8 protein-coding genes and 1 pseudogene are annotated in these 15,533 nt (G+C 69.6%); 6 read left to right on the top strand and 3 right to left on the bottom strand.

Features of this window, described 5'->3' with window-relative positions:
- Positions 1 to 534: 534 nt before the first annotated feature.
- The 6 genes and pseudogenes from JOM49_RS20830 to JOM49_RS20855 form a co-directional block, all read left to right on the top strand.
- Positions 535 to 2,190, top strand: coding sequence for a glycoside hydrolase family 27 protein (locus tag JOM49_RS20830; protein WP_209665935.1), 1,656 nt, complete (start codon positions 535 to 537; stop codon positions 2,188 to 2,190).
- Positions 2,191 to 2,211: 21 nt separating this feature from the next.
- Positions 2,212 to 3,795 carry a glycoside hydrolase family 43 protein gene (locus JOM49_RS20835; protein WP_209665936.1) on the top strand — a complete coding sequence of 528 codons (1,584 nt, stop codon included), beginning with the start codon at positions 2,212 to 2,214 and terminating at the stop codon, positions 3,793 to 3,795.
- A 43-nt stretch (positions 3,796 to 3,838) separates the two neighbouring features.
- Positions 3,839 to 5,350: a non-reducing end alpha-L-arabinofuranosidase family hydrolase gene (locus JOM49_RS20840; protein ID WP_209665937.1), complete on the top strand. Its 1,512-nt coding sequence runs from the start codon at positions 3,839 to 3,841 to the stop codon at positions 5,348 to 5,350.
- Positions 5,351 to 5,403: 53 nt separating this feature from the next.
- Positions 5,404 to 6,825, top strand: a complete 1,422-nt coding sequence (locus tag JOM49_RS20845; protein ID WP_209665938.1) for a glycoside hydrolase family 10 protein — start codon at positions 5,404 to 5,406, stop codon at positions 6,823 to 6,825.
- Positions 6,826 to 6,850: 25 nt separating this feature from the next.
- A complete protein-coding gene (locus tag JOM49_RS20850; RefSeq protein ID WP_209665939.1) occupies positions 6,851 to 9,271 on the top strand; it encodes a glycoside hydrolase family 95 protein in 2,421 nt (806 codons plus the stop codon).
- Positions 9,271 to 10,167, top strand: a pseudogene (locus JOM49_RS20855) (CE1 family esterase); the annotation flags it as partial. The gene JOM49_RS20850 and the pseudogene JOM49_RS20855, both read left to right, overlap by 1 nt.
- Positions 10,168 to 10,429: 262 nt before the next feature.
- Here JOM49_RS20855 and JOM49_RS20860 read toward each other — a convergent pair.
- The 3 genes from JOM49_RS20860 to JOM49_RS20870 are packed head-to-tail and all read right to left on the bottom strand — an operon-like array spanning position 10,430 to position 15,480.
- A complete protein-coding gene (locus tag JOM49_RS20860) occupies positions 10,430 to 10,987 on the bottom strand; it encodes a DJ-1/PfpI family protein (RefSeq protein WP_209665940.1) in 558 nt (185 codons plus the stop codon).
- Positions 10,988 to 11,020: 33 nt separating this feature from the next.
- Positions 11,021 to 12,682, bottom strand: coding sequence for a ThuA domain-containing protein (locus JOM49_RS20865; protein ID WP_209665941.1), 1,662 nt, complete (start codon positions 12,680 to 12,682; stop codon positions 11,021 to 11,023).
- Positions 12,679 to 15,480: a PQQ-dependent sugar dehydrogenase gene (locus JOM49_RS20870; RefSeq protein ID WP_209665942.1), complete on the bottom strand. Its 2,802-nt coding sequence runs from the start codon at positions 15,478 to 15,480 to the stop codon at positions 12,679 to 12,681. The genes JOM49_RS20865 and JOM49_RS20870 overlap by 4 nt, the downstream gene beginning before the upstream one ends.
- Positions 15,481 to 15,533 lie beyond the last annotated feature (53 nt).

The following is a 15,533-nucleotide window of genomic DNA, read 5'->3' on the forward strand; positions in this document are numbered from 1 at the left end:
CAGGACAGCGAGGAAGCGCTGCGATGACCAGTGGACCATAGGAACAACTCATCGACAAGCGGGTCAGCCGGATGGATCAGACTCATCCGCGTCGCGGCCGGCGTGCCGCCCGGGTCATCCCTTGACGACAGTGCGTCATCGGGCGGTATGGTGTAGGGCGGGCCGCCACCTCGAAGGAATGAGTCGGATACAAGCGACTCGTTCGCCGTCACCACAACAAGGGAGTTGTGTGATGCCGAGGTAGGGATCTGCCCTCCGCCGGGCCACCATCGCCGCCCGGTCATTGAATCCACAATGGACCAACTGTCCGCGGGCATGATCGCGGATCCGTTGGCGTACCACGATGTTCGCGCTAACGCTGGGTAGCGAAACTTTCGCGAAGTCGCCCGAAATTACGGCTTGTTCCTGTCCGGACGGACATGTTAGCGTTCACATCACCGACCTCCGGCTGGCTGGAACCCCATCGATCTGGGGCGTGAAGCGTTCGCCCGCGGCAGATCTCCTGATTCCGTTCACGCGAGGGAAGGGGCAACGATGCCCGCGCGACCCAGCACGTGCCTGGCACGCCTGTTCGCTGCCGCGATGGCACTGGCGACGGTGTTGTCCGTGGTCTTCTCCCCGGCGCACCAGCCGGTGGCCGGAGCCGCGCCCGGCAGCCCGGCGGTGACGCCCCCGCTGGGGTGGAACAGCTGGAACAGCTTCGGCTGCGGGGTCACCGAGGCGGCGGTCCGGCAGGCGGCGGACGCGATGGTCGATTCCGGCATGCGTGACGCGGGCTACCGGTACGTGGTGGTGGACGACTGCTGGTTCGACCCGAACCGGGACGCGCAGGGCAACCTGCGGGCGCACCCGGCGAAGTTCCCGAGCGGGATGAAGGCGCTGGGCGACTACATCCACAGCCGGGGCCTGAAGTTCGGGATCTACCAGGTGCCCACCGAGCGCACCTGCGCCCAGCGCGTCGGCACGCACCCCGGCTCGACGGGCAGCGCGGGCCACGAGGTCCAGGACGCCACCACGTTCGCGTCGTGGGGGGTGGACTACCTGAAGTACGACTGGTGCTCGCCGGAGGGCACCCGTGACGAGCAGGTCGCCCGGTTCACGCTGATGCGCGACGCGGTACGGGCGACCGGGCGCCCGATCGTCTACAGCATCAACCCGAACAGCTTCCACGCGATCACCGGCGCCACCTACGACTGGGGGCAGGTCGCCGACCTGTGGCGGACCACCGAGGACCTGCTGGACATCTGGCAGAACGGCAACACCAACAGCTACCCGATGGGCGTGGGCAACGTCGTCGACGTGAACGCGCCGCTGGCGGCCCAGGCCGGGCCGGGGCACTGGAACGACCCGGACATGCTGGTGGTCGGCCGGCCAGGGCTCACGCTGACCGAGTCGCGGTCGCACTTCGCGTTGTGGGCGCTGATGGCCGCGCCGCTGATGGCGGGCAACGACATCCGCACCATGTCCGCCGACGTCTCGGCGATCCTGCGCAATCCGCGGCTGCTGGCGGTCAACCAGGACAGCCTCGGCGCGGGCGGGCGGCGGGTGCGGGACGACGGTGACGTCGAGGTCTTCGCCAAACCGCTGTCGGACGGTTCGGTCGCGGTGGGGTTGTTCAACCGCGGCGGCGGGACCGCCACGATCAGCACCACCGCGGCCCAGGTGGGCCTGTCCGGCGGGTCGTTCACGCTGACCGACCTGTGGACCGGGACCACGTCGAGCACCGCGGGGCAGCTCACGGCGAGCGTGCCGGCCCACGGGGTGGCGGCCTACCGGGTCACCGGCGGTACGCCACTGGCCGGTACCACCTCCCGCCTGCGCGGCGACGGGTCGGGGCGCTGCCTCGACGTCGACAACTCCTCGACCGCGGCCGGGACGGGCGCGCTGGTCTGGGACTGCCACACCGCCGCGAACCAGCTGTGGACGACCTGGGCCGGTGGTGAGATCCGCGTCTTCGGCGACAAGTGCCTCGACGCGCACAACCAGGGCACCACCGCCGGGACCCGGGTGGTCATCTGGCCGTGCAACGGCCAGGCCAACCAGAAGTGGACCCTCGGGGCGAACGGCGCCATCACGAACACCGGTTCGGGCCTCTGCCTGGACGTCAGCGGAGCGGGCACGGCGAACGGGACGGCCGTGCTCCTGTGGACCTGCAACGGGCAGGCCAACCAGCGATGGAACCGCGGCTGAGCGGTCCGGATAGGAGGAGTTGTGCTGCTCCGTCGACTGTGGACAGTGGCCGCGGTGCTGGTCGCCGCCGCCGGGCTGGTGCAGGCGGCACCGGCGGGAAGCGTGCGGGCGCAGGCCACGTACAACAATCCGGTGCTGTGGCAGGACTTCGCGGACATCGACATCATCAGGGTGAACGACGCCTACTACTACTCGGCGTCCACCATGCACTATTCGCCGGGCGCGCCGGTCCTGCGGTCCTACGACCTGGTGAACTGGGAGTTCGCCGGGCACTCGGTGCCGAAGCTGGACTTCGGCGCGAAGTACGACCTGAGCGGCGGCCGCGGTTACGTGCGCGGGATCTGGGCGTCGATGTTCAACCACCGCAAGAGCAACAACACCTTCTACTGGGGTGGGTGCGTCGACTTCGCCAACACCCACCTCTACACCGCGTCGACGGTGGAAGGCCCGTGGCAGCGGCACGCCACGATCAACAAGTGCTACTACGACGCGGGCATGCTGATCGATGACAACGACAAGATGTACGTCGCCTACGGCAACACGAACATCAGCGTCGCGGAGCTGTCGCCGGACGGGAAGAGCGAGGTGCGCTCCCAGCAGGTGTTCACCACCCCGTCGAACATCGGCACGCTGGAAGGCGCCCGCTTCTACAAGCGTGACGGCAAGTACTACATCTTCCTCACCCGCCCGGCGAACGGGCAGTACATCCTCAAGGCCGACAACCCGTTCGGGCCGTACACGCTCCGGCAGGTGCTGCTGGACCTGCCGGGACCGATCCAGGGCGGGGGAGTGCCGCACCAGGGCGGGCTGGTGCAGACCCAGAACGGCCAGTGGTACTACCTGGCCTTCGTCGACGCCTACCCCGGCGGCCGCGTGCCCGCGCTCGCCCCGGTCACCTGGACCTCGGACGGCTGGCCGCAGGTGCAGACGGTGAACGGCAGGTGGGGTGCCACCTACCCGTTCCCGAACCTGACGCCCCGCCCGGTCAAGCCGATGATCGGCGTGGACACCTTCACCGGCTCCGCGCTCGGGCCGCAGTGGGAGTGGAACCACAACCCCGACACCACGAAGTACACCGTCGGCAACGGCCTGCGGTTGCAGACCGCCACCGTGACCAACGACCTGTATTCGGCACGGAACACCCTGACCCACCGCATCCAGGGGCCCAGTTCGACGGCGACGGTCGCCCTCGACCTGTCCGCGATGCGCGACGGGGACCGCAGCGGCCTGGCCATGCTCCGGGATTCCTCCGCCTGGCTCGGGATCAAACGCGACGGCGGCCGGAACCGGGTGGTGATGGTCAACAACCTGACCATGGACGGCAACTGGAACACCACGAACACCGGCACCGAGGTCGCGGGCGCGGACTTCGCCGGGACCCGGATCTGGTTGCGCGCCAACGCCGACATCCGGCCGGGCGCGGGCAGGCAGGCGAAGTTCTCCTACAGCACCGACGGGGTGAACTTCGTTCCCTTCGGTCCCGGGTTCACGCTGAACAACAACTGGACGTTCTTCATGGGGTACCGGTTCGCCGTGTTCAACCACGCCACCCAGGCGCTCGGCGGCGCGGTGACGGTGCAGCGGTTCGAACTCTCCACCCCGTAGTGCCCCGGTATCGGTCAAGTGAAGGAGGTACTCCGTGTTCGGCATGGGCAGGGCCAGACGGAGGTGGCGGTCCTCGGTGTTCGCCGCGGTGGCGGTGCTCGCGGTGCTCCCCGCCGGGTTCGGCGCACCCATCGCGCAGGCGGCCACCGTGGACCCGGGTACGTGGTACGTGCTGGTCAACCGCAACAGCGGCAAGGTGCTCGACGTGTCCGGACTGTCCACAGCGGACGGTGCGCAGCTGCACCAGTGGAGCCGCGCGGACGGGAGCAACCAGCAGTTCCGGTTCGTCGACTCCGGTGGCGGCTACTACCGGCTCCAGGCGCGGCACTCCGGCAAGGTGCTCGACGTGTACAACCTCTCCACCGCCGACGGCGCGAACATCGTGCAGTGGAAGGACAACAACACCACGAACCAGCAGTTCCGCCTGGCCGACTCCCCGGACGGCCACGTCCGGCTGCTCAACCGCAACAGCGGCAAGGCCGTCGAGGTGCAGAACGGCGCCACCGCCGACGGCGGCCGGGTCGTCCAGTACACCGACCACGGCGGCGCCAACCAGCAATGGCGGCTCGTGCCCGTCGCCAGCGATCCAGGACAAGGTGTGCTGCCCTCTTCGATCCAGTGGTCCTCCAGCGGGGTGCTCGCCGGCCCGAAACCGGATGCCCAGCACCCCGGTGCGCTGGCGGTCAAGGACTTCACCGTCATCCGGCACGACAACCAGTGGGTGGTCTACGCGACCACCGCCAGCCCGTCCGGCTGGGGCCTGGTGAACTACAACTTCAGCGACTGGTCCCAGGCCGCCTCGGCACCCCACACCTACCTCGACACCGCCTCCGCGATCGGCCCCGGCTACCGCGCGGCGCCCCAGCTGTTCCACTTCGCCCCGCAGAACCTGTGGTACCTCGTCTACCAGACCGCGCCCCCGACCTACTCGACCAGCACCAACCCCGCCGACCCGCGCTCGTGGTCCGCGCCACGCACCTTCATCGCCCAGGAACCGCCGATCGTCACCCAGAACAAGGGCGACGGCACCTGGATCGACTTCTGGGTGATCTGCGATTCCGCGAACTGCTTCCTGTTCTTCAGCGACGACAACGGCCACATCTACCGCGCGCAGACCAGCCTGGCCAATTTCCCCGACGGGTTCGGCAACACGCAGATAGTGCTTTCCGATTCCAAGTTCGCCCTGTTCGAAGCGACCAACGTCTACAAGGTCGCCGGCGCCGACCAGTACCTGCTGATCCAGGAGGCGATCGGCTCCGGCGGACGCTACTTCCGTTCCTTCACCTCCAGCAGCCTCACCGGCAGCTGGACCCCGCACGCCGCCTCGGAGAGCAAGCCCTTCGCCGGGCGCAACAACGTCAGCTTCCCCAACGGTGTCTGGACCAACGACATCAGCCACGGCGAACTCATCCGGGCGAGCAATGACCAAACGCTGACCATCGACCCCTGCAAGCTGCAATACCTCTACCAAGGAATGGCGCCGGGTTCGAGTGGGGAATACCTCCGCCTGCCCTGGCGGATGGGCCTGCTCACCCAGACCGACTCCACCTGCTGAACCAAGCGGCCGCCACCGCGGGACCACCCTTCGACGACGAAGTGAGGACCATCATGACCAGCAGTTCACCCCCGCGGTGGCGCGGCCGCCTGAGGTCGGCCGTCTTCGCGCTGACCACGGCGGCGGCAGTAGTCGTGCTGCCCGCCGGGACGGCGCACGCCGCCGACACGCTCGGCGCCGCGGCGGCCCAGAGCGGGCGCTACTTCGGCGCCGCCGTCGTCCCCAACCTCCTCGGCGACGCCTCGTACTCGTCCACGCTGAACCGCGAGTTCAACAGCCTCGTGGCCGAGAACGCGATGAAGTGGGACGCCACCGAGCCCAACCGGAACCAGTTCACCTTCGGCGGTGGCGACCAGATCGTCAACTACGCCGCCAGCCGCGGGATGAGCGTGCGCGGCCACACCCTGGTCTGGCACGCCCAGTACCCGGGCTGGGTGGAGAACCTGTCCGGCAACGACCTGCGGCAGGCGATGGTCGGTCACATCAACGGCGTGGCCGGGCACTGGAAAGGCAAGATCCACTCGTGGGACGTGGTCAACGAGGCGTTCGAGGAGAACGGCAGCCGCCGCCAGTCCATCTTCCAGCAGCGTCTCGGCAACGGCTACATCGAGGACGCCTTCCGCGCCGCCCGCACCGCCGATCCGAACGCCAAGCTCTGCTACAACGACTACAACACCGACGGTGTCAACGCGAAGAGCACCGGCATCTACAACATGGTCGTCGACTTCCGCAACCGCGGGGTGCCGATCGACTGCGTCGGCATGCAGAGCCACCTCGGCTCGAACTCCAACCTCAGCAGCTACGAAGCGAACCTGCGCCGGTTCTCCGACCTCGGCGTCGACGTGCAGATCACCGAGCTGGACGTCGGCGGCTCGGGGTCCGGCCAGGCCAACGTCTACCGGCAGGTGACCCAGGCCTGCATGGCCGTCACCCGCTGCACCGGCATCACCACCTGGGGCATCACCGACCGGTACAGCTGGCGGGCCCAGGACACCCCGCTGCTGTTCGACACCAACTACCAGAAGAAGCAGGCGTACCAGGCGGTGCTCGACACGCTCAACGGCGGTGGGGGCGGCGGCGGTGGCGGCGTGCTGCGCGCGGTGGCCGCGAACAAGTGCCTCGACGTGCCGAACCAGACCACCACGGCGGGCACGCAGTCGCAGATCTGGGACTGCTGGACCGGCGCGAACCAGCAGTGGACCCACACCTCCGCCAAGGAGCTGACCGTCTACTCCGGAAACTCACGGCGGTGCCTGGACGCCTCGGGCAACGGCACGGCCAACGGCACGGCGGCGATCATCTGGACCTGCCACGGCGGCGCCAACCAGCAGTGGAACCGCAACGCGGACGGCACCGTCACCAACGTCCAGTCCGGGCTGTGCCTGGAGGTCGGCGGTTCCTCGACGGCGAACGGCGCGCCGGTGCAACTGTGGACCTGCACCGGGGGAGCCAACCAGCGGTGGGCCGCGCAGTGAGCCCCGGGCGGACGGAGGCGCCGGGATGCCGCATCTGACGCGACGGCAGGTGATGAAGCTCGGCGCCGGGGCCGCGATGGTGCCCGCCGGGTGGACCGCCCGGCCCGGCTCGGCCGCGCCCTCGGCGGGTGACCTGGCCCTGTGGTACGACAAGCCAGCCGGTGGGGACTGGCTGCGGGCGCTGCCCATCGGCAACGGCCGCCTCGGCGCCATGGTCTTCGGCAACACCGACACGGAACGGTTGCAGCTCAACGAGGACACGGTCTGGGCGGGTGGTCCGCGCAACTACGACAACCCGCAGGGCGCGGGGGCGCTCGCGCAGATCCGGCAGTTGGTGTTCGCCGGGCAGTGGACGCAGGCGCAGGACCGCGTCAACCAGGCCATGCTCGGCAACCCCGCCGGTCAGCTGGCCTACCAGCCCGTCGGCGACCTCAAGCTCACCCTGCCGGGGGCGAGCGTCTCGGGGTACGAACGCCTGCTCGACCTGACCACCGCCACGACGGTCGTCACCTACACCGCGAACGGGGTGCGGCACCGGCGTGAGGTGTTCGCCAGCGCGCCGGACCAGGTGATCATCATGCGCCTGACCGCGGACAAACCCGGCTCGGTGACGTTCACGGCGGCGTTCAGCAGCCCGCAGCGCACGACGGTGTCCAATCCGGACAGCTTCACGACCGCGCTGGACGGCATTTCCGGGGACATGCGGGGGATAGCCGGTTCGGTCCGGTTCCTCGCGCTGGCCAGTGCCGTGGCCGAGGGCGGGAGCACCAGCAGTTCCGGCGGCACGCTGCGGGTGTCGAACGCGAACAGCGTGACCCTGTTCGTTTCGATCGGCACCAGCTACGTCGACTACCGGACCGTGAACGGCGACTACCGGGGACTCGCCCAGTCCCGGCTGAACGCGGCCAAGGGCGTCGCGTACGACGTGCTCCGCGCCAGGCACGTGGCCGACTACCAGGCGTTGTTCGGCCGGGTCACCCTCGACCTCGGCCGTACCGCCGCGGCCGACCAGCCGACCGACGTCCGGATCGCCCAGCACCAGCACACCGACGATCCGCAGTTCTCCACCCTGCTCTTCCAGTACGGCCGCTACCTGCTGATCTCGTCCTCGCGGCCCGGCAGCCAGCCGGCGAACCTGCAGGGCATCTGGAACGACCAGCTGAACCCGGCGTGGGAGTCGAAGTACACCCTCAACGCCAACCTGCCGATGAACTACTGGCCCGCAGGCACCACGAACCTCGCCGAATGCTTCGAACCGGTGTTCCGGATGATCGGCGACCTCACCGTCACCGGTGGCCGCACCGCGAGCACGCAGTACGGCGCCCGCGGCTGGGTCACCCACCACAACACCGACGGCTGGCGGGGATCCTCGGTCGTCGACGGCGCGGTGTGGGGCATGTGGCAGACCGGCGGTGCCTGGCTCGCCACCCTGCTCTGGGAGCACTACCGGTTCACCGGCGACCTCGGGGCCCTCCAGAAGAACTACCCGGCGATGAAGGGCGCGGCGCAGTTCTTCCTCGACACCCTGGTGCCCGAACCCGCCCAGGGCCACCTGGTCACCAACCCGTCGAACTCGCCGGAAGCCCTCCACCACGCGAACGCGAGCGTGTGCGCTGGGCCGACGATGGACATGCAGATCCTGCGCGACCTCTTCGACGGCTGCGCCTCCGCCGCCGACGTGCTCGGGGTGGACGCCGGATTCCGCGACCAGGTCCGGGCGGCCAGGCAGAAACTGGCCCCGATGAAGATCGGGTCGCGCGGCAACATCCAGGAGTGGCTGCACGACTGGGTGGAGGTCGAGCCGGGGCACCGGCACATCTCGCACCTGTACGGCCTGCACCCGAGCAACCAGATCACCCGGCGCGGCACGCCGCAGTTGTACACGGCCGCCCGCCGGACCCTGGAACTGCGCGGCGACGCCGGTACCGGCTGGTCGCTCGCCTGGAAGATCAACTTCTGGGCGCGGATGGAGGAGGGCGGCCGGGCGCGCGACCTGCTCCGCCTGCTGGTGACGCCGGAACGGCTGGCGCCCAACCTGTTCGACCTGCACCCGCCGTTCCAGATCGACGGCAACTTCGGCGCGACCTCCGGCATCGCCGAAATGCTGCTGCACAGCCACAACGGCGAGCTGCACGTGCTGCCCGCGCTGCCGTCCGCCTGGCCCGCGGGGAGCGTCACGGGCCTGCGCGGGCGCGGTGGCCGCACGGTCGGCGCGGTGTGGAGCGGCGGCAAGCCGAGCGCGTTGACCGTCACCCCGGACCGGGCCGGGCCGATCCGGGTGCGCAGCCGCCTGTTCACCGGCACCTACCGGCTCCTCGACCAGACGACCGGCACCGAGGTCCAGCCGTCGAAGCCCGAAGCCGACCTCATCGAGTTCGCCGGACAGGCGAACCACACCTACCACGCCACCACACAGCAAGGAACGGACAACGACAGGGAGTTGTGATGGTGAAACACAAATCCTGGCTCGGCTCGGTCGCGGTCGCGGCACTGCTCGTCCTGGGCACGAGCACCCCGGCCACGGCTGAAACGCCCGCGGAGGTGGGCACGGCGGCGGCCTCCGCCGGGTGCGGGAAGGCACCGACACTGGCCAACGGCAACCACACGATCCAAAGCGGCGGCAAGAGCCGCAACTACCTCCTCAGGCTGCCCGACGGGTACGACCGCAACCACGCCTACCGGCTGATCTTCGGCTACCACTGGTGGGGCGGCACCGCGAACGACGTCAACTCCGGCGGCACCGACGGGGCGAACTGGGCCTACTACGGCCAGCAGCGGCTGGCGAACAACAGCGCGATCTTCGTCGCGCCGCAGGGGATCAGCAACGGCTGGGCCAACTCCGGCGGTGAGGACGTGACCTTCACCGACGACATGATCAAGCAACTCGAAGCCGCGCTCTGCGTGGACACCGCGCAGCGGTTCGCTCTGGGCTTCAGCTACGGCGGCGGGATGAGCAACGCGCTCGCGTGCGCCAGGGCGACCGTCTTCCGCGCGGTCGCGGTCTTCTCGGGCGCCCAGCTCAGCGGCTGCTCCGGCGGTACCCAGCCCATCGCCTACCTGGGCATCCACGGCCTGGGCGACACCGTGCTCAACATCTCGCAGGGACGGGCGTTGCGTGACCGGTTCGTGAAGAACAACGGCTGCACACCGCAGAACCCACCCGAGCCGGCGCAGGGCAGCCGCAGCCACCGCGTCACCGCGTACTCCGGCTGCCAGCCGGGATACCCGGTCGTGTGGGCCGCGTTCGACGGCGGCCACACCCCGGCCCCCATCGACGGGTGCGGCTGCGAAGGGTGGCAGACGTGGACGGCGGGGGAGGTGTGGAAGTTCTTCACGCAGTTCTGAGTTCGTTGCTCCACCCCGATTTTTAGTGTGACGACGGCGGGGAGCCCGATGTCAAGGCGGGAAAGATGCCTTGACATCGGGCTCCCCGCCGTGTTTTTGGCGGTGGATCGGGGTGGGGAGGGGGGAGTGGGTGGCTGCTCGGGTTTGTGGTGCCCGGCCGCCGGTTCTGGTGCGTGGGGTGGCTCCTGGGGGTGACACAAATGTGGCTTTGGGGGCGAAATCGGCCCCCAAAGCCACATTTGTGTCGCGTGCTCGCGGGTTATCCCAGGGACTTTTCCAGGACTTGCATGAAGGCCCGTGACCATTCGGGGAGGTCGGGCCAGCCTCGGCAGGAGACCATGGCGCCGTCCACGACGTCGGGGGCGTCGGCGAAGGTGCCGCCTGCCTGTTCCACGTCCGCCTTCAGGGGTGGGAAGGCGGCGGTGGTGCGGCCGCGCAGCAGGCCCAGCGCGGCCGGTACCTGGGCGCCGTGGCAGATGGTGCCGACGGGGAGGCCGCGGTCGAAGAAGTGCGTGACGATCCGGGCCACGTCCGGGTCGGTCCGGATGTACTCCGGCGCGCGCCCGCCGGGGATCACGACGGCGTCGTACTCCGCCGGGTCCACCTCGCTGAAGGCCAGGTCCACGGGCAGCTGGTGGCCGGGCTTCTCGGTGTAGGCGTCCCAGCCCGGCTCGAAATCGTGCACGACCAGCTTCACCGGGCGGGTGGTGGGCGCGGCGACGATCGCCTCGTGCCCGCCTTCGCGCAGCCGGAACACCGGGTACATCGAGTCGAGTTCCTCGGCGGCGTCGCCGGTCAGGATCAGCACTCGGGCCATTGTTGCTCGCTCCTCGTCCGTTTCACTCGGGGGTCAGGGCAGGGTCCAGCGTTGGTTGGTGCCGCCGTGGCACGTCCAGATGATGAGCTGGGTGCCGTCCGCGGTGCTACCGCCATTGGCGTCGAGGCACTTGCCGCCGCTGCGGAGGGTGCCGTCGGAGTGCGCCACCCAGTTCTGCGCGCCACCGCCGTTGCACGCCGCCAACTGGACGGGACTGCCGTCGGTGCTGCCCGCGACGCTCAGGCACTTGCCCAGTGTGCGCCAGGTGCCGCCCTCGCGGGTCCATTGCTGATTCGTGCCGCCGGTGCAGCTCCACAGCTGGACCTTGGTGCCGTCGGCCGAGTTGCCGCCGCTGACGTCGGCGCACTTGCCACCGGCACCCACGATCGGGCCGGCGCCGCTCGACTCCTTGATCCTGATGTTGCGGAAGGACACGTCGTCACCGGTGCCGTGGTTCTGGATGCCGATGTGCCCGGAGGTCAGCGAGCGGGCCGGGTCGGTGTTGGTGAAGTCGTTGATCTTGGTGCCGTTGAGGAACACCTGCGCGCGTTCGCCCTCCACCAGCACCTCGAAGGTGTTCCACTCACCCGGCGGGTTGAGCGCGGCGTCGCGGGCGGCGACGTCCGGTGCCTGGAAACCGTAGATCGAGCCGGTGGTCCGGTCGGGCGAGTCCGTCGCGTCGATCTGGATCTCGTGCCCCTGGCCGAGCGAGGCGTTCGGATCGGAGCCGGGCGGGAAACCGATCACCACACCGGAATTGTCGTCACCGGCCAGCCGCCAGTCCAGCTTCAGCGAATACGCGCGGAACTCCTTGGTGTTGTACCAGAGCATGCCCAGCCCGCCGGACGAGGACAATGTGCCGTCGCTGTTGGTGAACCCGCCGGGGCCGGACTGGGACCAGCCGGTGGTGGAGCCGTTGTACAGGGTGGTGTAGCCGTTCTCGGGGCGGCAGTCCGCCTTGGTCCGGCCCGCCGCGTACCGGATGCCGCCGAGCACCAGCGACCGGAAGCCCGCCTCGGCGTAGCTCGACTGGGTGTGGCCGGCACCGGTGTAGAACGAACGTCCACTCTGGACGGTCTTGCACCAGGTGTGCGGGTGGTCGGCGCCCATCTTCCCGCCGGAGTACGTCGACTCGTCCAAAGTGGCCAGTACGCGGGCGGTGGGCCGGACGGTGGAGCGGAAGTCGTACCACTCGTCGGTGCGCACCCAGGTCGGGCCGAGGTGCTGGGTGGCCTGGTGCGCCCGGTTCTCCACCCGGACGGTGGCCTGCTGGACGGCCGGGTGCGAGGCGAAGTAGGTACCGGCCAGCTCGCCGTAGAACGGCCAGTCGTACTCGGTGTCGGCGGCCGCGTGGATGCCGACGTACCCGCCACCGCCCCGGATGTAGGACTCGAACGCGCTCTGCTGGCCGGAGTTCAGCACGTCCCCGGTGGTGTTGAGAAACACCACGGTCTCGTACTGGGCCAGGTTGGCGGTGGTGAACCGCGCCGAATCCTCGGTGGTGGTCACGGTGAAGCTGTTGGCCGCGCCCAGATCGCGGATCAGCTGCTGTCCGGCGGGGATGGAGTCGTGCCGGAAGCCGGTGGTCTTGGAGAACACCAGCACGTCGTACGGTGCGTCGGCCGCCCCGGCCGGTGGGGCGGGGCTGAACGCCACGACGGCGAGTGCGGCGACGGCCGCGCGCCAGAACTTCATCGTCGCACCTCCGGGGTCAGCGTCCACTTCTGGTTGGCGGCACCGGTGCAGTTCCAGGTGATCAGCGGGGTGCCGTCGGCGGTACCGGCGCCGGAGGCGTCCAGGCACTGGGTGCCGTTGCGGATGGTGCCGTCCGCCTGCGTGGACCAGTTCTGCGTGGCGGAGCCCGTGCAGGCCCACAACTGCACCTGCGTGCCGGCGGTCGTCGTCAGGCATTTGCCGAGCGCGCGCAGCGTGCTCCCGTTGGCCGTCCACTGCTGGTTCACGCCGCCGTTGCAGGTCCACAGCTGGACCTTCGCGCCGTCGGCGGAGCTGCCGCCGTCGACGTCGGCGCACTTGCCGCCGACACCGGTGATCCGCGTGGCACCACCAGCGGCCGGGGTGCCGAAGGAGAAAGCGTCCACATCGAACAGGAAGCCGCTGCCGCCGGAGAAGGTGAGGTACAGCGTGGTGGTCCCGGCCGGGACCCCGGTCAGCGCGGTGGAGACCTCGATGAAGGTGTCCCAGCCGCCGGTCACCGGCACCGCGGCCGAGCCGAGCACCGGGCCGGTCGGCGAGCCGGTCCGCACGGACAGCGTGCCGCCGGACCCACCGGACGAAACCCGGGCGGTGAACTGGGTTTCCCCGCCGAGCGCGTAGGGCTGAAACGAGATCCAGTCGCCGTTGTGGATGTCGCCGACGGTCCGGCCGCCCTCCGCGGCGGCCTTGTCGAACAGGCCCGTGCCCGACTGGGCGGCGTGGTGTTCGGCCTGGCGATGCCGGGGTTGCAGGGTGTGCTGCGTGTGCGTGGTCAGCGACGGCTGGCCGTTGGCGCCGGAATCGGTGTACTGGGCGTCGAACACCGCGAACAGGTTCGCTGCCGTGTCGTGCTCGCCGTCCGCCGGGATCGGCAGCGTCCCGGAGCAGCCGGTGCGCGAGGTGATCTCGTGGCCGTGGTCGTCGTGGCCGAGGATGTAGGTCAGTTTCACCCGTGTGCAGTCGATCGCGCCGTCCTCGGGGTCGGACGCGGTGATCGTGTACGGCACGGAGTCGCCGAAGCCGAACAGGGTGCCGTTGGGCGGGGTGTTCAGGGTGACCGTGGGCGCGGTGTTGCCGACCGTGATGATCACGTTGGCGGTGGCGCTGCGGCCACCCGGGTCGGTCACCGTGAGGGTGGCGGTGCGCTGCCCGTTGCCGGTGTAGGTGTGGCTCGGGTTGGCCGCGGAGGACGTGCTGCCGTCACCGAAGTTCCACTGGTAGGTGAGCGCGCCGCCCTCGGGATCTGAGGACCCCGCGGACGAGAAGTTGACCGTGAGCGGCGCGAGGCCGGACGTGCGGTTGGCGCCCGCTCGCGCGGTCGGTGCCTGGTTGCCCGCCGGGTTGTACTCGATGCGGTAGAGCGCGGAGTCGGCGTTGCCGCTGCCCCAGCCGGTGCCGTAGTCGAGCACGTACAGGGCACCGTCCGGGCCGAACGCGGTGTCCATCACCTGGGTGCCCTTCCAGGGGAAGTCGTTGATCTGCCCGGCCGATCCGTCGGCGTTGACGTCGATCATCTTCAGCCACCGCCTGCCGAACTCGGCGGCGAAGACGTGCCCGTCCAGCGCGGCCGGGAACTTGACCGACGACGGGTTCGCCGCGTCGTAGCGGTACACCGAGCCGCCCATGGGCGACTCGGATCCACAGCCGAACGCCGCGAACGAGCAGTTGTCGTAGTTGATCCACGCCGGGCGCGCGGCGGGCAGGTTGGTCAGCCCGGTGTTGCGGGGTGAGTTGTTGACCGGCGCGGCGCAGTTGAACCGGTTCCCGGACGGCCCGCTCGGGAACGTGTAGTCCACATAGGTCTCCGCGGTGGTGTTCTTGCCGGTGCAGTAGGGCCAGCCGTAGTTGCCCGCGGAGGTGATCCGGTTGAACTCCACCTGCCCGGCGGGGCCGCGGCCGTTGCTGGCCGTCCCCGCGTCCGGGCCGTAGTCACCGAGGTAGATCGCGCCGGTCGCCTTGTCCACGCCGAAGCGGAACGGGTTGCGCAGGCCCATCGCGTAGATCTCCGGCCGCGTCCTGGCGGTGCCGGGCGCGAACAGGTTGCCGGACGGGATCGAGTACGACCCGTTGGCGTTCACCTTGATCCGCAGCACCTTGCCGCGCAGGTCGTTGGTGTTGGCGGCGCTGCGCTGCGCGTCGTAGGCCGGGTTCCGGTTGGTGCGCTCGTCGATCGGGGTGTACCCGTCCGAGGCGAACGGGTTCGAGTCGTCGCCGGTGGACAGGTAGAGGTTGCCCGCCGCGTCGAAGTCGATGTCCCCGCCGACGTGGCAGCACATGCCCCGGCTGGTCGGCACGTCGAGCACGGTCACCTGGCTGGCGGTGTTCAGCGTGTAGTCGGCGTTGAGGGTGAAGCGGGACAACCGGTTCACGCCGTTCCACGCGGAGAAGTCCGTCCCGTTCTCCGGGGCGTCACCACCCGGGGTGGACAGCGGCGGCGCGTAGAACAGGTAGACGAACCGATTGCCGGAGAAGCCCGGGTCCACCCCGACGCCCTGCAGGCCCTCCTCGTCGTGCGAGTAGACCGGCAGCGTGCCGACCACGCTGGTCACCCCGTCGGCGGTGGTGCGGCGCAGCACGCCGCCGCGCGCGGTGTGCAGCACCGAGCGGTCCGGCAGCACCGCCAGCGACATCGGCTCACCCACCTCGGCGACGCCCCTGGCCAGTTCGACCTGCTGGAAGTCGGCCGGGTTCACCGCGTGCGCCGAAGCCGGGGCGGAGGCGCCGACCACCGGCAGGACCAGGCTGGCCGCGATGAGCGTGGCCGCTGCGAACAATCTCATCGGTTCTCCGGTCTCGATCTGGGCGGGTAGTGGGAGCGCTCCCATAGGCGGCG

This window comes from Amycolatopsis magusensis (genome assembly GCF_017875555.1).
GTDB classification, from domain to species: Bacteria; Actinomycetota; Actinomycetes; order Mycobacteriales; family Pseudonocardiaceae; genus Amycolatopsis; species Amycolatopsis magusensis.